We start from the raw sequence: 21,729 nt of genomic DNA, 5'->3' as shown, positions 1-21,729 counted from the left end.
TGGCTGCATCCCGCCCCAGACCCAGGCGGGATGCGGCGACCTTGCGAAGTCCTAGAATATCGCAGATGCGACGACGTGGATGCAGCCAGGATCCACGTCGTCCGGCGGCCAAGGCTCCTCTTCGTCGAAAATGAATGGACGTTCGACGGCAAACTTGGCGCTTTGCACATAACGCGAGGAAGAATCTCTACCGCGATGCTACTTTGCCGGAAGGAAAAGCACCGGTTCTTCATCCTCGCTTTCGACACGTTCGAGGTATTCGCGCCCGTGAATGCCATGGGCAATCAACGTCCTGGCAAGGCTGGGTTGGACAAGGAATTTGTCCCGATTTCGCTGCACCTTGCCAGACTCGAGCAGATCGATCGAGAGCGCAACGAGGCGCTTCGCCAGCTGGATGCAGCATCCGCGACCATTGCAGACCTGCGCGAGGCGATGGTGCCGGTGGAAGATCTGCAGGAAGCACAGCGGCAGATCTGAGCCCTCAACGGAACCATTGTTGAACTGCAGGAGATCGCTGAACGGCTTCGTGACCGCGTCATCGAAAACGATAAGCTCTTCGCGAACTTCCGCGACGATTGCCGCGCTCAGCCAGCCTGTGCGAGGGCCATGCGACTTGAATGAAGCGCCGGGCACCTCCGGTGACAAGCGCATCCCCCGAAGCGACCCAAACCGGTGAAATCCGATATGGTGGCTCAGCCCGAAAGGGTCACGGCCCGTTCCCAGAACGATGTCTTCCGACCATGGGCTTCACGCAGGGCACTCAAATACGCCCGATGGTCCGGATGCCCTGAATAGTCATCGATTGCCGCATCGGCCTGCGCGCAGGATGTCAGATGGCGCGCTGCGTGGCCATAGCGCCCCGACCGAGCCTTTTCCAGCGCAAAGCGGATCATCGCCCGCCAGACCAGAACCGCAGCCAAGGGATGTTCCGGTGCGAGGACCTCGGCCGCCGGGGTCAGGACTTCATAGGTGTCCCCATCCAGATCCTCAGTGCGCGACAGAACCACCTTTGCCCCAAGCGCCGGATCAGGCCAGGACAGGCAGAACGCCAGCCCAGTGACGACGTCCGGGAAGGCCAACACATGGGCCTGTGCCCTGAGCAGCGCCTCCTCGTCCTCGAAATCCGGCAGCCGTGCCAGGTAGCGCCGCAGGGTCGGGGCACAGAGCCGTCCTTCGAACCTGCTCCATAGGGCGGCGCGCAAGGCCTCTTCCTCTCCCAGTGCCTCGAGGCAGTCGAAATGGACCTCGTCAAGGTCGGGCATGTCAAACCAACGGTCCCTGACGTCCTGCCGCGCAAGGCAGTTCTGCACGATGCGCAACGCGTCCTCGGGCCGTCCGGCCGCCAGCAGCCGCTGCGCGGCCTGTGGGGCGATCGTGTGGAAAGTCAGCTGCTCCGCCGTGTAGCGTGCCAGCCAGGCGTCCACGTCGCCCTGCAGATCGGCCACATCCTGCAGGATGATCTTGGCCTTGCTGTTCCGGCTGTCGCGCGCCAGTTCGGCCCTGCGTGTGTCGTCCTGGACGAAGTCGTAACGCGCGAGGTCCGCCTCGGTCAGCGGCATGGCGATCGCCGCTTCGGCGCGCGTCTTGAGATGAGCAAGTCCGGCTTCACCCAGAGCCTCGCCAAGGGCCGTCACGGCGTCATCGAACGCGCCATGCTCGTCACCGATGATCGCGTCGAATACCATCTCGGCCAGCGCCTGCGTGTCAATCTCCAGCCGGGGCGCCAGGCGTGCGATCACGTCCATCGCATCGTCCATCACCGCGCCGATCGTGCCGTTGCTGTCGTCCGTGCGCTCATGGATACCCGGGGCAAGGTGCAGGAGCGACCAGAGCAGGTCGAACGCGGTGGTCGCATCCTCCGGCGCAATGCGCTGGTCGATCACGCCGATCAGGTCCGTGAGTTCGCGCGCCAGTGTGCGCTGCGTCTTCCACGACAGGAAGCCGCGTGCCTTCCGGATCTGTGCAAAGCGCTTGCGCATATCGGCCGCAGCCTCGCGCGGACCCTGTTCGGTAGAGAGCGCCATCCGGACCCGCCGTTGCCGCGCAGCATCGCCCTTGACCGCCTCGAGTAGGAGATCGGCCAGAGCGTCGGCACCCAGCGCAACCAGGTTCTTCTTGTTGAGCGGCTTTCCGGCCATCGAACTGCCTCTCCGAGCATCGCGATCACGCCAAGCTGTAACGGTAAAGCGCACCTGCACCAAGGCAACGGATGCGCCGGTCGCCGCGACGGCCAGGGACAAGCCCTCCCCTGTCGCCATGGATTCGGAAAGGCTGAACGTCCAGGGACCGATGGACGCGCGAAGTCCTAGAAGAAATCGGGTGCACCATGGGGATGCCTCGGGGCGCCGTCGCTCCCCCGGCAACAAATCTGCCGCTGTCCTTTGAACCTGTTGTTAAGCTGAATCAAGCCCGCGATCTCTTGACGGCAAGTGAACTGCCCCTTGCCTCAGCCCTGCCAAACCTTTCCCCTGGACATGTCCATGATGTCGAAAGCCTTCGAAGAACCTTGCGTATGACAGGGCCGCATCGAGCAAGTCGGAATACGTTTTCACGACATTCCAATGCCTTATCATCAACAGCACGACGCGAGACCTTTTCCTTAACAACCCGGTGATTTTCTCCACTAAAGCGAGTCGGAGACTTGCTCATCTATGGTTCATCACCACAAGCTCTGGGGTGCTCAGCAACACGCATTTTTGGTCGCGCTTCATCCCGGCAGCACCCAAGACGAAGGATCGCACTCAGCGACGAGCGCAGCCGGACGGACGTGTAACCGCACCATTGCGGGAAACATGGAAAGACAAGCCAAAATAAATGATGGACAGGTGTCCATGTGCGCAGCCGACAAGTAGAGAGGATTGAGCGAGTATTGGAGCGTTTCGACAACCACAGGAAGGTTGTGGCGCCGTGAACTTTGTGACTTCGCCACACAACTGGTGCGAATGCAACCTATCCGGAAATCCCAGTGATCGCGAACGAGGTCCCCGCCGCGGCCGCACAGGATAGCGGCGCTGATTAGGCCGATATAGAGACAACCCTGCCGGGCTTCGCCCTGGTCGACATTGAGGCGTAGATCGCGGAGGCTCTGTGCCATACTGCCGATCTCGCCGATCCTGCGATCTTCGATATCGCACTATCGCTAGGCCTTCTCCGTGGAGGTCCGGAACTAGCCCGAGGCCGGATCCCGCTGCACGATCTTCCCGCCTGGCTGTTGCCCGATGGCGCTTCGCGCGCCGCACTTGTCATGGTGGACGGCAATGTCGGAGCCTGGTCCGGCCTAGTCGGGATAGGTCCGGCAGGGGCGCTGGTCCTCGGCTCTGCAGCGGCGACCGCCGCATTACTCCGAAACGACAAGGACAAAGGCGCCATGACGGCCAGCTTGGCGGCCGAGTGGAAAGATTGTTTGGAGGCAGCAGCCGACGACCTACATGCCGTCCTTGTAGACGTGTGCGAGCGACGGATCGACGGACTGCGCGCGCGTGCGGAAGACCTGCAACTGCACGGTGCGGCGTCGCCGGTCGGACGTTGGATCATCTGCCGGGCACACAACGATCTGATCGCAGCCATGAAGACCGGCTGGTGCTGCACGGTGTCGGCAGGAAAACCGAGGGGGACACGCTGGTGCTGTTTTTCATCGCCGCAGACATCGCGCCAGCGGACATGACGGTTCTCCGCCTCAGTCATGCGCTTCGACGCCATCCCGAGAACAAGCCTAGGTTGCAGGACATGCTCTTGGACAATTGTGGCCGCGCGGCGATGGACATGGTCGCCGACGCGAGGAAACATGCGAAGGACAGGCTTGCCTGTTGGGCCAGGAAATCCTGAACTGGGACGCCCGCTCATTGGCTCCCCTAGCTATGATCGATAGACAACTGGTGCAAGTTCTTGTCCACACTATCGTATAGCGGTAGCTTCGCGAGCACTTAAACCGATGTATCGAGTAGGTAACAGGTATGTTCGGGTCCCAGTTCCCAAACAGCTTCTGGTCCTCATGAGACTGTTGAAGCATCGGCTACCGGAAGTCGGAATGCAGCAGCGCTATCCTTGCTTTCGCCGCCTCGATTGCGACTCAGCGATTGCCAAACAGGCGGTCGCGGGCCTTAAGGACTATGAGCCCGAACAGGATCCTCAGCCGGACATGTTCATATGCCGCGCCCCGGTGACCGTCGTCTGCAATGGCTCATTTCCTGCCTTGGCCAAGTTTTACCGATCCGGGATGAACAAGCACCCGCAACAAACTTCAGTGACGTGAAGATGTCGATTCTGGACTGGCCCGGAAAAAGCGCGGCAGACGACAGGCTTCCTCCCCATCCTGCCGTATACCACATGTTGGATGTCGCCGCGGTTTCGGAGCATCTGATCGCCAGTTTCAGATGCCCTCCGGAACTGAGGGAAGCCTTGGTTCTTCTCGTCGCTCTACACGATCTCGGCAAGGTCAGCGACAGCTTCCGCAGCATGTTGGAGACGGGACGCCGCCAGAACTACAGGCACTGGCAACTCACCGAAGCCCTGCTGCATGCGCATGATGTCCGCCTCGCAGCTGCAATCGGTGGCGGAGCGGACCAGCGGTGGGAGCTATATGCGGCCACCTCGGGGCATCACGGCCAACCCTCGGACCTTCCATTGGGATCGCTGCCGAAACACCCACGGGCGCGCGCACTACACAGGGCACTGAAGGAGGTCGGGACCGGTCTGGAACCGGCAGGAACGGTCGTCGACGCGTTTTGCGCGATCTGGCAGGAAGCTTCTCTTGATGGCCTCAGCCTTTCAGACGCAAAACGTCTGTCGTGGTGGCTGCCGGGCCTCTGCGCCGCCGCCGACTGGATCGGTTCGAATACGACCTGGTTCCCTTCCGTCCCGCCCGGACCAACGCCCACGGACTACCTGATTGACGCGCGCACCATCGCCAGACGAGCAATCGAGGAAGCCGGGCTGGCCGGAGCGCCCGTGCGCAAGGGACCGGTCTTTGATTTCGAACTTCGGCCCATGCAGCAGACGTGCCTCGAGATCGAACTGCCGATCGGGCCTGCTCTCGCCATCATCGAGGATGAAACTGGGGCGGGGAAAACAGAGGCAGCTCTGATCCTCGCACATCGAATGGCGATGGCCGGAAAGGGGCGGGGTCTATACATCGCGCTGCCCACCATGGCGACAGCCGATGCCATGTTTGCGCGCATATCGCAGGTGATCGGTCGGGCGTTCGCCCGGCCGAGCCTCGCGCTGGCGCATGGTCGTGCGGGACTTTCAACTGATTATCGCGACCTTGTCGAGGGTGGCGCAGCCGGGGAGGATGAGCCAAGCTGCACGTCGTGGCTCGCTGAGAGCCGCCGCCGGGCGCTGCTGGCAGATGTCGGTGTTGGCACTGTCGACCAGGCGCTGTTGGCGGTCTTGCCGGTCAAGCACCAGAGCCTGCGCCATTTCGGCCTGTCCTCCAAGATCCTCATCGTCGACGAGGTGCACGAGATGGGCGAGCCTTACGTGGCCAAGGAACTCGAGCGTCTGCTTCAAATGCACCGCGCGGCCGGTGGGTCGGCGATCCTGCTGACTGCGACCCTGCCGCTTGCCTTGCGGGAGATGCTGCAAGCAACCTACGGCGGTGCCGCGAGCAGTGCAGCTTACCCGGCCCTGACCATAGCGGGCGGCGCTGCGGTAACGCGGTTCTCGCACGATGACCGGCCAATCAAGGGTCCTGTTCCGGTCACACGGATCGCCACTGTCGAAGAAGCGGTCGAGGTGATCGCCGAGGGGGCAGAGGCAGGTGCGGCGTGTGTCTGGGTTCGCAATTCTGTCGACGAGGCGATCGCAGCCGTCCGTCAGCTAAACCGAAACGGTATCGCGGCACGGCTTCTGCACGCCAGGTTCACCCTTGGAGACCGCAAAAGGATCGAGACGGAAGTGCTTGGCCGAGCCGGCAAGAACGGGTCAGGCAGGGAGAAGTTCGTGCTGGTCGGGACTCAGGTGCTCGAGGCCTCACTCGACCTCGATTTCGACGTGATGGTCTCCGATGTCGCACCTGTTGCCTCCCTCATCCAGCGCGCGGGGCGCTTGTGGCGGCACATGGACGAGAGGCCGGCGGACCTTCGCCCTGTTCCAGGGCCTGTCTTGCATGTCCTGTCACCTGACCCGGCAGCGGTTCCAGATGACAGGTGGTTACAGGAGACACTCGGGCGGGGCTCCTGGGTCTACTCTGTAGCCGATGTCTGGCGCACGGCGCGGGTGTTGTTCGACACGGGCCGGATCGAGGCTCCGGCCGGATTGCGCGCCCTGATCGAGGCGGTGCATGGCGAAGATGGTGAACCGGTTCCGGACGTGCTGCTCAGGGCCGAGAACGAGGTCATCGGCAAGGATGCTGCCAAAAAGATGCAGGCGCTTCACAACCTTGTCGATCTGACTAAGGGCTACAGGATGGGCGGGCGCGGCCACGATGACGCCAGGTATCCGACACGTCTGGGTGAGGAAGCCCTGACGCTTGTCCTCGCCCGGCAGACCGGGGATGGACTGCGCCCTTGGGCCGATGCCGCGCCGCGAGAGGCATGGGCGCTCTCGGAGGTTCAAGCGCCCCGTCGGCGGCTTGAGCGTCTGGACAACCTGCCGGATCAGAACGACCCGAAGATCCTGGCGATCACTCACCAGTGGCCAGACTGGAAACGCGCTGGGGCGTGGCTCTGCCCTGTAGCGGTGGACGGCGCGATCTGTGAGGGGTTACGTTATGACGCTGTATTCGGGTTGATGTTCGAACCAAAGCAATAAGTTCGACTGGTGTTTCGATACATTCGAAATCCCCTTGAGAGATACTCGGCTTCGCGATTTCCACGGACCGAATTTAATTACCTGGGTGTCAATACCTGACACCTTGCCGATTATTCCCTCTTTACGGGAATCGGGCTAGGTGCTGACTTGTTCTCGGACGTATTTCGGAGGCACGCATTTGCTCAACCTAATAAGCGACGCTTGGATTCCTGTTCGTTGCGCTGACGGCTCCAGCCGTGTCATCGCTCCATGGCAAATGGCTTGCACAGATGTCGTAGAGCCGAACTGGCCGCGCCCGGACATGAACATCGCCTGTCTCGAGTTCCTGATCGGGCTGGTCTTTCTGACCGATCCTCCGTCCGACATCGAAGACTGGCGGGGGCGTGCCTCCCCTGACCCGCAGCGACTGCGAGAAAGGCTTGCCGTCTTTGAACCGGCGTTCAACCTTGTCGGCGAGGGGCCGCTCTTCCTGCAGGACCTGGAGCCGCTTGAAGGAGACGTGAACCCGGTCGATCTGCTTTTCATCGACAGCGCCGGGGCGAACTCAGCGAAGAACAACGCCGACCTGATGGTCCACCGGGACCGCTATCCGACACTCGACCTGCCGCAAGCGGCAATGGCGCTCTACACTTTCCAGGGCTTCGCGCCAGCAGGCGGGGCCGGAAACCGCACCTCCATGCGAGGTGGTGGGCCGCTGGTGACGCTCGTCGAGCCACGCGAGGAAGACGGCTGTGGCCTGTGGGAGTTGATCTGGGCAAACGTTCCGGACGGCACGCCTGGTCAAGTGGAAAACCTGCCCTGGATGCGGCCGACGATGGTGTCGGACAGCGATGCCGCCAAAAGGTATCCCCCTGCCGGTGTTTTCAATGGCGAGGCGTTCTTCGGCATGCCGCGCCGGTTGCGGCTAGTCGTCGACAAGGGGACGGTCGTCGGTGTGATTCAGAAACCGAGGGGCAACAATTATGCGCTCTGGAAGCATCCGCTGAGTCCCTACTACCGAATGAAACTCGGCGAGGAATGGCTTCCAAAGCATCCTCGCGCCGGCCGGTTCGGTTTTCGCAACTGGGCCGGCATTCTGGCAGCGAAACCGGGTGACGAGTTGTCCGAACTGGCGCTCTGTGTTCGGGACTGGGATCAGCGCGGTGGATATGGATCGGTGATCGTGGCCGGCTGGGCCATGGACAACATGAAACCGCGGGATTTCACGCTGTCGGTCCAGCCTTTCGTATCGCTCGATCTCGAGGCCGAGGATCGCCTGTTCCAACTCATCGAAGCGGCAGAGGCGGCCGCCGTGGCGCTTCGGGGTGCCTTGGAGCCGATCACCGCAGGCGGCGAGGCGCGGGAGGCGGAACGCGAGAGGTTCTTTGCTGAGACCGAGGTCCAATTCATGGGCCACGTGGACGCCATCAAGGCTGGACAAGACCCTTCCGAGGCCTGGCTCGGCGATATTCGCGCCCAGGCCATGCTGCAATTCGACCAACTCGCCGTTCCCGGGCTCGATCAGCGCGATACCAGCGCGATCAAGAGGATCGTCGATGCGCGCAAGTTCCTCGGCATGGCCTTCGCCGGGTATGGGAAGCAGGGCAAGGCGATCTTTCAGGCCCTTGGGCTCGAGGTGCCGGTTAGCAGGAAAGGAAAAGCCGCATGATCGAGGATCCCAAAGGCCTTGGCGCGGTGGCGCTGGGATGGTGGCGCAGGAACATCGAGCCGCGCGACAATCCGGCCGCGCGGGCGCTGTCTGCGCGACTGCGACGCGGGGCGCCGATGGCCGTTTTGTGCGAGCCGCGCGTGCAGGACCTCGCCCATGAATTGTCGCTCGGCCCCTCCCGTGCGGCCGAGCTTGTCCGGCTGGCCGCGCTGCTGGCAGAACTGCGCGAGAACGACCCGGCTCCTCTGCCGCGCCGGGTCGGCGGCGAGGACCCAGTCCTGTCGCAGTTGCGCTTTCAGCGCCTGCTTCGCGCGGAAGGCGAAGAACTGACCGCGCAGCTGCGTCGTGCGATCGTCATGGCGGACCGGAGCTGCAACGTGGCGGCGCTTGCTTCCGACCTGCTGCGCTGGGACGCGGCTCGTCCACGCTGGTGCTTTCACTATTTCGGGGCCGACGCGCCCGCCAAGGACATCCAGGAGAAAACCGCATGACCACCTTCCTGCAATTTCATCTGCTGACCAGCTACGGGCCGTCGAACCCGAACCGCGACGACCAGGGCCGTCCCAAGCAGGCCGTGGTCGGCGGGGTGCCGCGCCTGAGGATGTCCTCTCAGTCGTTGAAGCGGGCCCTGCGCGAGAGCAGCTTTTTCGCCCTCGACCTTGAGGGGAACATGGGCACGCGCACCAAGCATCTTCAGAGCAGGCTAGTCGCATCGCTCGTCGGCAAAGGCGAGAGCGCCGAGACCGCAGAAACCGCTGCCACGCAGGTCGCCCAGATCTTCGGCAAGCTGGAAACCGCCAAGAAACCGGGTGGATCCGAAACTCGGGCCACAACCCTCGCCTTCATCTCTCCCGCCGAGTGGAAGCAGGCCGAAGACCTGGCCGACAAGATCGTCGCGGGCGATGATCTGCCCAAGGACAAGGACCTCAAGAAACTGGTTCTGCGCAAGGCGGATGGCGCGGTGGACATCGCGATGTTCGGCCGGATGCTGGCGGATGATGCGGACTTCAACCGGGACGCGGCGGTTCAGGTGGCCCATGCCATCACCACGCACACCGCACAGGCCGAAGAGGACTGGTTCTCGGCAGTGGACGACCTCAACAAGAAGGAAGACACCGGCGCCGGACACCTGGGGGAAACAGCCTTCGGCTCGGGCATCTACTACCAGTATGTCTGCGTGAATTGTGATCTCCTGATCGACAACCTGGACGGAGACAGGGAGCTGGCCGCCAAGGGGATCGAGGCGCTGTCCCGTGCCCTCGCGCAGACCACGCCGCGCGGTAAGCAGAACAGCTTTGCCCATCACCCCATGGCCTTTCATATCCGCGCCGAGCGCGGCAGCCGCGCCCCGCGTGACCTGTCCGGGGCCTTCTTCACGCCGGTCGACCGCAAGCTGCGCGAGTTGCAGGTCAACGACCTGGAGACCGGGTCTGTGAAGGCCCTCGAAAAGATCGCCGAGCGCATCGACACGTGTTACTTCGGCGGACAGGCCGAGGACTCCTGCAAGCTAGACACGCTGACCGGCGAAGGCACTCTGGACGAGATCGTCCGGTTCTCGGTCGAAGCGGTTAGGGGTGCCTGATGCAACCGATCCTTGTCTTCGGCCTGACGGCGAATCTCGCCGCGATGGGTGAGCTTGCCGGACATGAAAGGCGCGGCTCGCTGGTCTGGCCCGCACGATCGGCGATCATCGGGATCATGGGTGCTGCGCTCGGCATTCGCCGGGACGGGGACTTCACGGCGCTGGATTCGCTGGAAATCTCGGTCGCGGTTTTTGACGCTGGAGTGCCGCTGCGCGACTATCACACCGTCGAAACCGTGCCTTCTGCAGCTGCCAAGGCGCCAAACTCGCGACCGGAAGCGCTGAGGATCGCCGGAACTCGCAAGAACACGACCATCACCCTACGCGACTACAGGACCGATTGCCTCTACGGGATCGCGGTTCGGGGCGAAGGCCTGACCGGCATCGCAACGGCCTTGCGAGCCCCTTGTTTCACGCTCTATCTCGGTCGCAAGTCCTGCCCGCTTTCCGCGCCGACGGCTGCGAAGGTCGTCGAGGCACGGACATGCGAAGATGCACTCGCCTCACTGGAATTGCCCCCTTGGCGGCCCGGCGCCATCGCCCGGACTCTCGTCGTTGCCGATCCGCAGGGGGACCTGGTCCATGACGTTCCCCGGGATCGCGGCCATTGGCATTTCGCGCCGCGCCGCGTTGCGCTGCGCCCTGTGCACATCGCTGCCGGAGGCGCCGGATGACCCTGTTTCTCAGCCGGGTTCGCCTCTCGCGCAGCCCTTCCGCGAGGGCCTTGGCCCCCCTTCTTCTGCCGTCCGAGGCGGGCCGGCGACGATCGGCCGCGCACAGCCTGCTCTGGTCTGTCTTTGCCGACGACGCCGATCGCAGGCGCGATTTTCTCTGGCGCGAGGACAATTCGGACGGCTATCTAACCCTTTCCGCCCGCCCGCCCATCCAGACCGACCTGTTCCAACCCCACGAGGTGAAGGAATTTACGCCGGTCATGGCGCCGGGAGACAGGATGGAGTTCACCCTCCGGGCCAACGCGACGCGGATGAAAAAGGGGGGCGCGCGGGTGGATGTGGTCATGGACGCCCTTCACGGGATCCCTCCGGCCATGCGTCGCGAAAAACGCCTTGCGCTTGCGACGCAGGCCGGAGCGGACTGGCTTGCAAGGCAGGGAGAGAAGGCTGGCTTCCGCGTGCTGAACGCCGTGGCCGACGATTATGTCACCGCGGTCCTTCCCGACTATCGCGGACCGCGGAAAGGCCAGCCGCAATTCGGGATCATCGATCTGGTCGGCCACCTCGAAGTGACCGATCCGGAGCCGTTTCTGGCACAGCTTGGCAAGGGGTTCGGCCGCGCCAAGGCCTTCGGCTGCGGGCTCATGCTGATCCGGCGCGCGCCGTGATGAAGGATCCGCGGCAGGCAAGAAGCGGCAGTTTGCCAGGTCTCGCCCCGCCCAGTCCGATTCCGCTGAAGGACCGCTCATCGCTGGTGTTTGTCGAGCATGCGCGGCTCGACGTGCTGGACGGCGCCTTCGTTGCGGTGAATGCCGACGGAGCCCAGACCCAGATCCCGGTCGGCGGCCTCGCAGGCATCATGCTCGAACCGGGAGCACGGATCAGCCACGCGGCCGTGGCTCTCGCGGCGCGGGTCGGAACCCTCATTACCTGGGTCGGAGAAGGCGGTGTGCGGCTCTACTCCGCTGGCCAGCCCGGCGGTGCGCGCGCCGACCGCCTGCTGTGGCAGGCGCGGATCGCGCTCGATGATGCGGCGCGGCTTCGCGTCGTCCGCAAGATGTATGCGATCCGTTTCGGCGAGGACGCCCCATCGCGGCGATCCATCGACCAGCTGCGCGGCATTGAGGGCGTGCGCGTCCGCGAGAGCTATGCTCTTCTGGCCGCGCAATATGGTGTTGCCTGGAAGCGCCGCAGCTATGACTCCTCCGATTGGGAGGCGGGGGACATCCCCAATCGCTGCCTCTCCGCAGCCACCGCCTGTCTGCATGGTTTGACCGAGGCGGCGGTGCTTGCCGCCGGCTACGCGCCCGCCATCGGGTTCCTGCATTCCGGCAAACCCTTGTCGTTCGTCTACGACATCGCCGACATCTTCAAGCTCGAGACTGTGGTGCCGGAGGCATTCCGGATTGCCGGACAGGCCGCGAAGGGCAAGCTGGACATGGCCCCGGATCGTGCCGTCCGCCTGGCCTGCCGCGATGCATTCCGCCGCACCGGACTCTTGGGCCGCATCATTCCCATGATCGACGAGGTGTTGAGCGCCGGCGAACTCCTGCGCCCGCCACCACCCCCGGAAGCCATGCCTGTCGCCTTCGAAAACCCGCAATCGGGCAATGCCGGACACCGGGGATGATGGTGGTGGTCGTCTCCAACGCGCCCCCGAGGCTGCGTGGACGGCTAGCGGCCTGGCTGGTCGAACTGCGCGCCGGGGTCTATGTCGGCGATTACTCTGCCCGCACCCGCGAGATGATCTGGGAACAGGTCCTCTCAGGGCTCGATTCCGGCGATGCCGTGATGGTTTGGAAGGCACCGACCGATCAGGGCTATGACTTCCGCACCTGCGGTCGGAACCGGCGCATGCCGGTGGATTTCGACGGCCTGAAGCTTGTGAGCTTTCACCCGAACAAGAACTGGTAGAGCCGTTTCAATGCCGGGGATACCCCGTGCGCTGTTTGACATCGTGAAAACTTCGGTAGATCAACAGCCTGCAAGAAGACTGTTCCCCGCACACGCGGGGATGACCCGTTGCCCCGCAGCACGACCTTGGGATGCGTGCCCTGTTCCCCGCACACGCGGGGATGACCCGACGCCAGTCGACGGGTCGGTGATCTCGAACACCTGTTCCCCGCACACGCGGGGATGACCCGCTGCCGTCGAGGGCTCGATCGAGCCGGGATCGCTGTTCCCCGCACACGCGGGGATGACCCGGCGATCTGACGGTCGATCTGCTGACCGTGCGCCTGTTCCCCGCACACGCGGGGATGACCCGATGCCTGACATCGAGGGGCCGCGCGCGCAGTCCTGTTCCCCGCACACGCGGGGATGACCCGCTGGTGCGGATCGAGGACGCATCGAACATTGCCTGTTCCCCGCACACGCGGGGATGACCCGCTGGTTGTTGACCGGGGTTCCGACCTTCACCACTGTTCCCCGCACACGCGGGGATGACCCGATGGAGACGCAGTTTCCCGAGGGAGCCCCGATCTGTTCCCCGCACACGCGGGGATGACCCGGCCGCGCCTGACGTCCAGGTGACGCAGCAGAACTGTTCCCCGCACACGCGGGGATGACCCGGTAGAAAGATACACCTCCTCGACCCGGTTGCCCTGTTCCCCGCACACGCGGGGATGACCCGCCGACCGGTCATATCGACGCGCCGGACAAGGCCTGTTCCCCGCACACGCGGGGATGACCCGAACAACGTAACGGTTAGCATTCGCACCGGCACCTGTTCCCCGCACACGCGGGGATGACCCGCGGGAGAGGGTGGCGCGGGCTTTGTGCATGACCTGTTCCCCGCACACGCGGGGATGACCCGGAGTAACGACATGACCGACCCGACACCCACTGCTGTTCCCCGCACACGCGGGGATGACCCGGATGGGCCTGCGGTCGAACTTCCAGACGACGACTGTTCCCCGCACACGCGGGGATGACCCGCCTGGAGAACGCAGCAAGGGCGCGATCCTGAACTGTTCCCCGCACACGCGGGGATGACCCGGCGTTAGGCATTTCCTTGTTTCCTTACAGGGACTGTTCCCCGCACACGCGGGGATGACCCGCGGACCAGCAAAGCGCGCAGCATCTCGACTGCCTGTTCCCCGCACACGCGGGGATGACCCGCGTCTTGCCCTGCTCGAGTAGCGCGCGCAGCTCTGTTCCCCGCACACGCGGGGATGACCCGATGCCTTGCACCCGCTCGCTGTCCGAGGTGAACTGTTCCCCGCACACGCGGGGATGACCCGGCCACGCCGAATGGCTCGGTGCGCGACCGGCTCTGTTCCCCGCACACGCGGGGATGACCCGGTCAACGTGTGGGTGGTTTCCGGTCATGCCGGCTGTTCCCCGCACACGCGGGGATGACCCGGCGTGCCACGTCACGCGCTTGTAGTATTCCCCCTGTTCCCCGCACACGCGGGGATGACCCGCACAACCAAGCTGACCGTGGACTATGGCGATCCTGTTCCCCGCACACGCGGGGATGACCCGCATGGAACCACGACTGGACACCTGATTACCTTCTGTTCCCCGCACACGCGGGGATGACCCGTTCATGTTGGCGGTAGGGTCAGCTGGTGGGTTCTGTTCCCCGCACACGCGGGGATGACCCGCGTCGTGCCGTCCAGAGTCGTGCCGTTCAGGTCTGTTCCCCGCACACGCGGGGATGACCCGAACCCGGCAGCCTTCGCAGCGATCTACAAAGCCTGTTCCCCGCACACGCGGGGATGACCCGGCGTGTCTGGCGTTCTCTGCATGAGGGATGCCCTGTTCCCCGCACACGCGGGGATGACCCGCAGGCGATGACGGCACGGCAACCGCAGGCTATCTGTTCCCCGCACACGCGGGGATGACCCGTTGCCGTCCATCTCGTTTCCGAAGGCCGACCCCTGTTCCCCGCACACGCGGGGATGACCCGCGCGAGGAGGAGGTGGGCGGCAAGGGCGGCCCCTGTTCCCCGCACACGCGGGGATGACCCGAATTGCGCCGGCTGGCCGTTCAGCGTGATTCCCTGTTCCCCGCACACGCGGGGATGACCCGGGCGCGGCTACGTCCAACGGGGCGCTGACGATCTGTTCCCCGCACACGCGGGGATGACCCGTTGTTCCCGTCTGGATGCCCCGACAGGGCCACCTGTTCCCCGCACACGCGGGGATGACCCGGCGCAGGCCATCGCGGAGCTGGCGCGCGACTACTGTTCCCCGCACACGCGGGGATGACCCGCGCAGGGCAGGTCTGGATTTTCGGCAACCGCGCTGTTCCCCGCACACGCGGGGATGACCCGGAAGCCGCGCGCCTGCTGTGCCTGCGGGAACCCTGTTCCCCGCACACGCGGGGATGACCCGATGCCCTGCACGTTCTTTTCAAACACTTGGCCCTGTTCCCCGCACACGCGGGGATGACCCGGTGGCAAAAACCCACGTCATCCTGATCCATGACTGTTCCCCGCACACGCGGGGATGACCCGTTGCCGTTCTGGAGCACGATCTCGTCATCCCGCTGTTCCCCGCACACGCGGGGATGACCCGGTCTGCATCCGAGCATGCACGATCCGGCCGCCCTGTTCCCCGCACACGCGTGGATAACCCGGGCCGTAGCAACCGTTTGACCTGCAGTTTGGACTGTTCCATGCACACGGGGTGATGAACGGGCCAGTATTTCCTCTAGAATCCGCAGTTTCTCGGCGGCAGTCCAGCGGCGGCGACACCCCCCATCGGTGATGATTTCTATCTCACACACGAACACCTGCTCTGGCTTGTGCCTAAGCCTCAATGGTTATGCCCAAGTGTCCAGTCGAAACGGGGGCCAGTTCAAGACAAAGTTGGATTTCTGCGCACCTGCTGCCGACCATTCGGGGCCGAGGAAAGGCTTGCGCTTTTGGGATCCGCCGGCAGCTTGGAAGTCCTAGAATGGGGTAGACAGCGCGATCAGGATCGGTCGGGTTCACGCTGTATCTGGGGCTTCAAAACTTCCTGTCCCCTTTGTGCTTCGCCCGCCTCAGATTGAAACCAAGATTGGCCTAGGTCACGTGGAGAAACCCCGCCCAGTCCTCCATCATCCCACGGCGTTTCTTTGTTATGTCGGACCTGCGGTAAGCCTGTTCGACCTTGCTGCCCACGCGATGTGCCAACGCGATCTCCGCCATGTCCGACGGGTAGTCCGTCCTTGCAGCTACCTAATTCCGGAACGTCGATCACAACCCATGCGGCACGGCCGCATCGCCGCTCTTTGGCTCCACAAAGCCTGTCCGCTGAGTGTCAATTTGCGCCTGATAGAGCCTCAGCATGACCGCCCACAATAGCATTTCGGATAACAGCTTACGGTCCATGCCGGCCGCTGTCTGTGCCTTATCATCCCGCCGTGTCCGGTCTGGGGCTGATCGGTCGATGAAGGTGGCAAGGATCAAGCGAAAGGGTTGGCGAGACATATTTTGACCTTGTTGCAGCTCGTGCATCTGCGCCAGCATGAGGAGAATCCATTGCGGGCAACGCGTCGACGCGTGACCTGTGCCGCACAGCCCGGAGATCCGTCCTTGGTCAACCTCAAGAAACCAACACCGCAACTCAGTTTGGCACGCGCCGTCTACGGATTTGTCGTATTTACACTAGTCGTCGTCGCGGTTCTTGCTTCGCTGCTGGTGTCTAACCGGATGAACCGCCTGACCGACGCGGCGCTCGACAGCGCCGTCCGTGTCCGGACCGAAGCGGCGGCGCAGACACTCGCCCGGACGTTGCATTCGGACTGGGGGGACCTGAAGCAGCTGGCCGACATGGTGGGCACCTATCCCGAGAACGCGATCGGCGCGCTAATGGTCGGATTGCGCGGCGATGGCGCGCGCATTTCCTGGGTCGGCTTCGCCGATACCTCTGGCATCGTGCGGGTCGCATCGGACGGCCTGCTCGAGGGGCAGGACGTGTCTGCGCGGCCGTGGTTCAGGAACGGGCTGCAGGGCGGATTCGCGGGCGATGTGCACGAAGCAGCCCTGCTAGCCGATCTTCTTCCTGCACCGCCTGACGGCAGCCCGATCCGGTTCATCGATCTTGCGCTTCCGGTGCGCAACAAGGCGGGCGACGTTACCGGAGTCCTGGGAATGCATATCGATGCAACGTGGATGCAGACCCTGATGACCGAGACCGCGTCGGCCCTGCATCTGAGCCTCTTCCTAGTGTCGGCAAACGGCGCGTTGTCGCTGGCCACGGATGGCGCGGACCCAACCAGCGCCAACCTTTGGGTGCTGCGTGCGGCGCAGGTCGGGGTGGCCAACGCGGGACGAGAGACCTGGCCGGACGGACGGGAATATTTTTCGTCACTGGTGCCCGGCGTCACCTATCGCGACCTGCCGCATTTCGGCTGGCGCCTTGTCGGACGGCTGGAAGGCAGCTCCTTCTCGGTCGCGCTGGAAGGGGCGCTGAACGCGGTGGGCCTGATCGCAGCGGCGGCCATCGCGCTCATGACGGCGTCGACGGCGCTGTTCGTGCACCTCTTCATCCGGCCCATCGAACGGCTGGCGCGCACCGCGACGCGGATAGCGGACGGCGTTGACGACTTTCCCCCGGAAGGTGGGAACACGCGCGAGATGGCGAACCTGTCCGCCGCATTGGTGCGGTTGCAGGAACAGCGAGACGGTCAGGCCTGACTAGCGCAGCCGTGACGTGAAGGAAAAGCGGCGGCCGAGGTCTTCGAGCAGGGCGGCCGTCCGGACGCCCGTGACTCCGGGCGCGGCCCCGTCGGCGTAGAAGCGCAGGAACAGCGCCTCGCGCTGGGTTTCGTCGGGCCGCAGCAGCAGGCGGGCGCCGTCCGCCGTCCGGGCGATGACGCTGGCCGGCACCCGGCCGACGTCACGGATGTCGATCCAGCCTTGTGTGCCTTCGGAGTAGGCGTGGCCGCGAATGCGCACCGTGTCGGCCGTCAGCGAGACCAACCAGACTTTGCGCAAGGCGCCGTCGGCTTCGAACGTCGCGCGTTCCGGGGTGTCGGTGATGTGCCGCTCCCGGCGCGGCAGCTCGATGCAGGCGATGACAGCGATCGAGAGCACCAGCAGGTTGTAGAGCGTCCAGAACAGGATCACCCATTTCCCGTCGCCCGCCTCGTCGAAGGCAAAACGGTCCCAGACGATGCCCAGCGACAGGCCGATGACGGTCAGCGCCAGCAGGATCGCGAACGGCGCCATCAGGCGCCATTGCACGACGATGCGCGAGCGGTCGCCGCCCTTGGCCGTGACCGAGAAGGGATGTCCCTTGGGCTTGAGCATCCCGACGACGGCCGCCCGCGTGATCGGGATCGCGCCGATCAGCTGGCTCACGTCGTTCAGGATCGGCACAACCATGCCCCGGCTCAGCGTGTTAAGGACGATCAATATCCACAGGTAGTAGCAGCCGAAGTAGGTCAAGACATCGGGCAGGCTGGCATCGACGACCGTAATGTTAAAGAACCAGTAGAGCAGAGGGTAGCAGATCGCGGCCAGCCGGAACGGAAACGTGGTGAACCAGTAAAGCACGGAATCCGCCACGCTCCAGCGGTCGCGCAGGCGCAGGTTGTTGCGCGATAGCGGTCCAAGCCGCGAGCGCGCGATCTGCATCAGGCCAAGGCACCAACGGGCGCGCTGGGTAACGTATTCTTTCAGGCCCTCGGGCGCGAGGCCCTCCGTCAGCGCCTCGTCGAGGTAGACCGTGCGCCAGCCCGCGTTCTGGAGGGCCAGCGTCAGCATGAAATCCTCGGTGATACTTTCGGTGGGAAAGCCGCCGACGGCCTCGACCGCGGACCAGCGTGCCACCGACGAGGTGCCGCAACAAAAGGCGATGCCCCAGCCGTCTCGCGCGGGCTGCATGTGGTCGAAAAAAAAGCGCTGTTCATCGGGATAGGAGCGGCTGACCCCGAGATTGTGCTGGATCGGGTCGGCATTGAAAAAGTGCTGCGGCGTCTGGACCAGGCCCACCTCGGGATCGTGAAACAGCGCCAGGCTGCGCGACAGGAATCCCCTGTGCGGCACGAAGTCGGCGTCGAGCACTGCGATGAAATCGGGCACCTCGGCATCCTGGGCCAAAACACCGAGCGCGTGGTTGATGTTGCCGGCCTTGGAGCCCTTGTTGTCCGGTCGGCGCAGGTAACGCACCCCCTGTTTCGCGCAGTAATCGCGCAGCCAGTCGCGCCGCCCGTCGTCGAGAACCAGCACCTGCTTGCGCGGATGGCGCAGTGACTTGGCACCGACGATGGTGCGTTCGAGGACCTCGAGTTCCTCGTTGTAGGTGGCGATCAGGATGGCGACATGGGGCGGCGTGGCGTCGCCCCACCAGCCTTCGTGTCGGTCGGCCTCGGCACCGCGCAGGCGCAGGCGCGACATGATGACGAAGGCGCTCAGGCTGCCCAGCAGCGCCGCCATCTCCAGCGCGAAGAGCGACCAGCTTGCCGCCATGTCGACGGTCCAGCCGGCTGGGGCGAGCGTCTCTGTCGCCCGCCACCACGCGTAGCGGCCCGCCAGCGCGAAGGCGACGGCGAACAGCAACGCACGGTGCAGCGTCCGGGTTCGGTCGATAACGTAAGGCAGCAGAAGGCCGATGCCGGCGACCAAGGACACGTCGATCACACTGGCGGCGAACTCTCCGGGGAACGGATAGCCTAACATGTGCGGCCTCAGAACCGGCGCAGCCAGTCGAGCGGCCGGGCTTCGAAGAACGCGCGCCCGGTCCGTCCGACGAGGCAGCCGTCGTTCTGCGGGTCGTTAAGCTCAGGCACGTTCAGCGTGACGTCGTATCGTTCGAGGTGCTGCTGGCTCGGCGCGACGGCGAGGTGCTGGTAGATGGTCGCAGCGCCGCTGCCTGCGAGGCGGGAAATCGCGGCGTCGTAGACCCGGTCGGAGCCGTTGAGCCGAACCCGCGCCTCCTGCCCGATCTTGAGGCGGTTGTAGACGTTCTCGCTGACCGGCAGCGTGACCATCACCGACCGGCAGTCGACGACCGTTAGCAGTGGATCGCCGCGCTGGACGGTGACGCCGTCGGCCTGCAGCACGGTCCACAGGAACCCGGTCACCGGCGACGCGATCTGTCCACCGCGAAGGGCGTTGACGCGGACCTCCTCCCGCTCGATCCGCTGGTCGACAACCGCAGCCCGTGCCCGCGTTTCGGCAAGCGCAGCATTCAGACCCGCGATCTCACCCTCCAGCACGACCGAGTATTGCTGGGCGTTCGGAGAATCGTTGTATCCGTCACCAAGGAAGACACCGGCCTCGGCCGCGGCCAGCGCGATTTCGAGCACCGCGACCCGCTCGCGCGCGTGGTCCAGCGCGAGGTCGTAGAGGACGGGTTCGGCGGGCAGTCGGTCTTGCTCGGGGTCCACCGCGTCGGTCACGCGCTGTTCCACGGCGTCGATCCCGACCCGCGACTCGAGCAGGTCCAGCCGAGCCCGGGCGTGCAACAGCCGCGTTCGGATCTCCTGCAGCCGGCGGGCGTGAAAAATCTCGCCCCGCGCCTGCTGAGCCTCGAGGATGGCGCGCGTATCGGCGACAAGCATCCCGATCCTTTCCAACTCCGCGTTGAGAAATGCGCGCTCCATCCGCAGGTCGTTGAGCCGGATCACGTCGACCAGCGGGTCGTCGACAGTGGCGAGGACCTCACCCACCTCCACGCGCGACCCGAGCACCCGTTCGGGCATGTCGACGCTTCCCGCGGTGTTTGCGCGGATGACGACGACGCGGGCATTGACCACGGCGTCGCCGCTTGCCCCGGCCATCTGCTCGCCGACGATGATCCACAGTGCCACCATGACGACGATGATGCCGATGAACAGACGGGTGAAACGCATCGGGTCAGGTCCTTTTCATGGATGCCGGCAGCTGCGATTCGGCACAACCCCTCGGTGCTCAGCACGAGGCGCCTTCACGTTTAGCGATCAGCGCCAAAAGATGAAGCGTCGCTGGGTAATAAGGTTGCGAATTCATTTCCTGCGGCGCGACGGACACATCGGCGCACGCCGCGAGGGATAGGAGTGCGCGATATCCGGGCAGATCGCTATGCTCGGTCACGATGCCCCCGGCATCGCGCGTGACGGCGATGCCTGTGGCATCGTCGGACGGCATCAGCGCCTCGACCCCGCGGGCCACCGCCGGATGGTCGCGACGCCCGGACCAAACGAGGTAGAGCGGCACGCGCAGGGCGTCGTATCCCGCGCGCAGGTCGTGGTCGGCCGGGGCAGCGAAACCGCTGGTCGTCACGTCGATCCAGTCCGGCACGAAGCCCGCGGCAGCGAGTTCGCCCAGAACCGTCTCGCCGTGGTCGGCGGCGCGGACGAGGATCGGGCTTTGCGCGGCCTCGCCCAGTTCGCGTAGCGCGCGGCCCATGATGTAGGACGGATTGACCGTGACGCGCAGTCCGTCCCTGCGCGACTCGGCCCCCGGAAGCAGCAGCGGTTCACCCGGTGCCCGCGGATCCGGTGCGACGCAAAGCGCCGCTATGTCGCGCGCAATGGGTTCGGCGCTGGCGGCATCCCATCCCGAGTCACGCGACGCCCGCAGCAGAGCCCAGGCACGGAACAGGTCGCCGTCCGTGGCGGTGCGCCAGTCGGTAACGCCTCGTTCCAGTTCCCATCGCCAGGCCATCAGCGTTTCCTGGCGGATCAGCAGGTGGCGGGTGGTCCAGGCCTCGATCGCTTCGAACGCGTTCCTGTCGCCGAAAGCCTGCGCGAGAAGCAGGCCGTAGCCCTGGCCCTCGGAGTGGCTAATCCCCATTCCACCATCATCGACGACACGGCCATCGTCGCCCAGAAATCTAGACTTCCACGCATCCCACGCGTCCCAAGGTGCAGCCCATGCCGGCGCCGAAGCCGAGCAAAGCAGCGGACTAGCTGCGATCTGAGCCATCGCTCTTCTCCGGTCTACTACCCGCGATGCCAACCCCGTCTACCCCTGCACTGGGCGTATTAGCTGTCGGACCGGGCCGTGGAACCGGGCGCACGGTCAAGCCGGTTAAACCACGCTCGCAGATCGTCCGCCACATGCTACACGAATCCCGCGACAGGCAGGAGCGAAGATCGTCTTGTGGCCGCCTGACGCAGGGGTGGTCAGAACAGGAAATCCGCGCCCGTCAAGT

17 protein-coding genes and 1 CRISPR repeat array are annotated in these 21,729 nt (G+C 64.5%); of the genes, 12 read left to right on the top strand and 5 right to left on the bottom strand.

Features of this window, described 5'->3' with window-relative positions:
* The first annotated feature begins 75 nt into the window (after positions 1-75).
* Entirely contained in the window at positions 76-477 is a 402-nt protein-coding gene (locus tag KB874_RS20900) for a hypothetical protein (protein ID WP_212538509.1), read from the top strand.
* Positions 478-692: 215 nt separating this feature from the next.
* On the opposite strand, the gene KB874_RS20895 is transcribed toward KB874_RS20900, so the two are convergent.
* Positions 693-2,138 carry a DUF6880 family protein gene (locus tag KB874_RS20895; RefSeq protein ID WP_212538508.1) on the bottom strand — a complete coding sequence of 482 codons (1,446 nt, stop codon included), beginning with the start codon at positions 2,136-2,138 and terminating at the stop codon, positions 693-695.
* Positions 2,139-3,525: 1,387 nt separating this feature from the next.
* Between KB874_RS20895 and KB874_RS20890 the strand changes: the two genes are divergently transcribed.
* The 10 genes from KB874_RS20890 (at position 3,526) to cas2e (ending at position 12,568) form a co-directional block, all read left to right on the top strand.
* Positions 3,526-3,825: a hypothetical protein gene (locus KB874_RS20890; RefSeq protein WP_212538507.1), complete on the top strand. Its 300-nt coding sequence runs from the start codon at positions 3,526-3,528 to the stop codon at positions 3,823-3,825.
* A gap of 202 nt (positions 3,826-4,027) precedes the next feature.
* Complete coding sequence (locus tag KB874_RS20885; protein WP_212538506.1) at positions 4,028-4,252, top strand: hypothetical protein; 225 nt, start codon at positions 4,028-4,030, stop codon at positions 4,250-4,252.
* A 2-nt stretch (positions 4,253-4,254) separates the two neighbouring features.
* On the top strand, positions 4,255-6,750 hold the full coding sequence (gene cas3 / locus KB874_RS20880) for a CRISPR-associated helicase Cas3' (protein WP_212538505.1): 2,496 nt from the start codon (positions 4,255-4,257) through the stop codon (positions 6,748-6,750).
* Positions 6,751-6,889: 139 nt separating this feature from the next.
* The gene (gene casA, locus KB874_RS20875) at positions 6,890-8,398 is read left to right on the top strand and encodes a type I-E CRISPR-associated protein Cse1/CasA (RefSeq protein WP_346346582.1); all 1,509 of its coding nucleotides are present in this window, start codon (positions 6,890-6,892) and stop codon (positions 8,396-8,398) included.
* The gene (gene casB / locus KB874_RS20870; protein ID WP_212538503.1) at positions 8,395-8,889 is read left to right on the top strand and encodes a type I-E CRISPR-associated protein Cse2/CasB; all 495 of its coding nucleotides are present in this window, start codon (positions 8,395-8,397) and stop codon (positions 8,887-8,889) included. Before casA ends, casB begins: the two co-directional genes overlap by 4 nt.
* Positions 8,886-9,980, top strand: a complete 1,095-nt coding sequence (cas7e, locus tag KB874_RS20865) for a type I-E CRISPR-associated protein Cas7/Cse4/CasC (protein WP_212538502.1) — start codon at positions 8,886-8,888, stop codon at positions 9,978-9,980. Before casB ends, cas7e begins: the two co-directional genes overlap by 4 nt.
* Positions 9,980-10,654 (top strand): type I-E CRISPR-associated protein Cas5/CasD, encoded by a 675-nt coding sequence (cas5e, locus tag KB874_RS20860; RefSeq protein ID WP_283055209.1) that lies wholly within the window; start codon positions 9,980-9,982, stop codon positions 10,652-10,654. The genes cas7e and cas5e overlap by 1 nt, the downstream gene beginning before the upstream one ends.
* Positions 10,651-11,322, top strand: a complete 672-nt coding sequence (cas6e, locus tag KB874_RS20855; protein ID WP_212538500.1) for a type I-E CRISPR-associated protein Cas6/Cse3/CasE — start codon at positions 10,651-10,653, stop codon at positions 11,320-11,322. Before cas5e ends, cas6e begins: the two co-directional genes overlap by 4 nt.
* Positions 11,322-12,284 (top strand): type I-E CRISPR-associated endonuclease Cas1e, encoded by a 963-nt coding sequence (cas1e, locus tag KB874_RS20850; RefSeq protein ID WP_212538611.1) that lies wholly within the window; start codon positions 11,322-11,324, stop codon positions 12,282-12,284. The genes cas6e and cas1e overlap by 1 nt, the downstream gene beginning before the upstream one ends.
* Positions 12,281-12,568, top strand: coding sequence for a type I-E CRISPR-associated endoribonuclease Cas2e (cas2e, locus tag KB874_RS20845; RefSeq protein WP_212538499.1), 288 nt, complete (start codon positions 12,281-12,283; stop codon positions 12,566-12,568). The genes cas1e and cas2e overlap by 4 nt, the downstream gene beginning before the upstream one ends.
* Before the next feature lie 79 nt (positions 12,569-12,647).
* A CRISPR array of direct repeats spans positions 12,648-15,238; the repeat unit is 29 nt; unit sequence CTGTTCCCCGCACACGCGGGGATGACCCG.
* Positions 15,239-15,842: 604 nt separating this feature from the next.
* Here cas2e and KB874_RS20840 read toward each other — a convergent pair.
* The gene (locus KB874_RS20840) at positions 15,843-16,115 is read right to left on the bottom strand and encodes a hypothetical protein (protein WP_212538498.1); all 273 of its coding nucleotides are present in this window, start codon (positions 16,113-16,115) and stop codon (positions 15,843-15,845) included.
* Between the two features lie 66 nt (positions 16,116-16,181).
* On the opposite strand from KB874_RS20840, the gene KB874_RS20835 reads away from it, so the two are divergent.
* Complete coding sequence (locus tag KB874_RS20835; protein WP_212538497.1) at positions 16,182-17,285, top strand: HAMP domain-containing protein; 1,104 nt, start codon at positions 16,182-16,184, stop codon at positions 17,283-17,285.
* Here the strand turns inward: KB874_RS20835 and KB874_RS20830 are convergent, their stop codons facing one another.
* Genes KB874_RS20830 through KB874_RS20820 form a run of 3 tightly spaced genes read right to left on the bottom strand, consistent with a single transcriptional unit; the run spans position 17,286 to position 21,500 of the window.
* A complete protein-coding gene (locus KB874_RS20830; RefSeq protein ID WP_212538496.1) occupies positions 17,286-19,271 on the bottom strand; it encodes a glycosyltransferase in 1,986 nt (661 codons plus the stop codon). It abuts the gene before it with no gap.
* Positions 19,272-19,279: 8 nt separating this feature from the next.
* Entirely contained in the window at positions 19,280-20,446 is a 1,167-nt protein-coding gene (locus KB874_RS20825; protein WP_212538495.1) for an HlyD family secretion protein, read from the bottom strand.
* 58 nt (positions 20,447-20,504) lie between these two features.
* The gene (locus KB874_RS20820) at positions 20,505-21,500 is read right to left on the bottom strand and encodes a family 8 glycosyl hydrolase (RefSeq protein WP_212538494.1); all 996 of its coding nucleotides are present in this window, start codon (positions 21,498-21,500) and stop codon (positions 20,505-20,507) included.
* Positions 21,501-21,729: the final 229 nt, after the last annotated feature.

The organism is Thetidibacter halocola (assembly GCF_018224955.1).
Taxonomy (GTDB): Bacteria; Pseudomonadota; Alphaproteobacteria; order Rhodobacterales; family Rhodobacteraceae; genus Thetidibacter; species Thetidibacter halocola.
The sequence above is the reverse complement of the archived record's forward strand: the minus strand, read 5'-3'. Positions and strand labels throughout refer to the sequence as shown.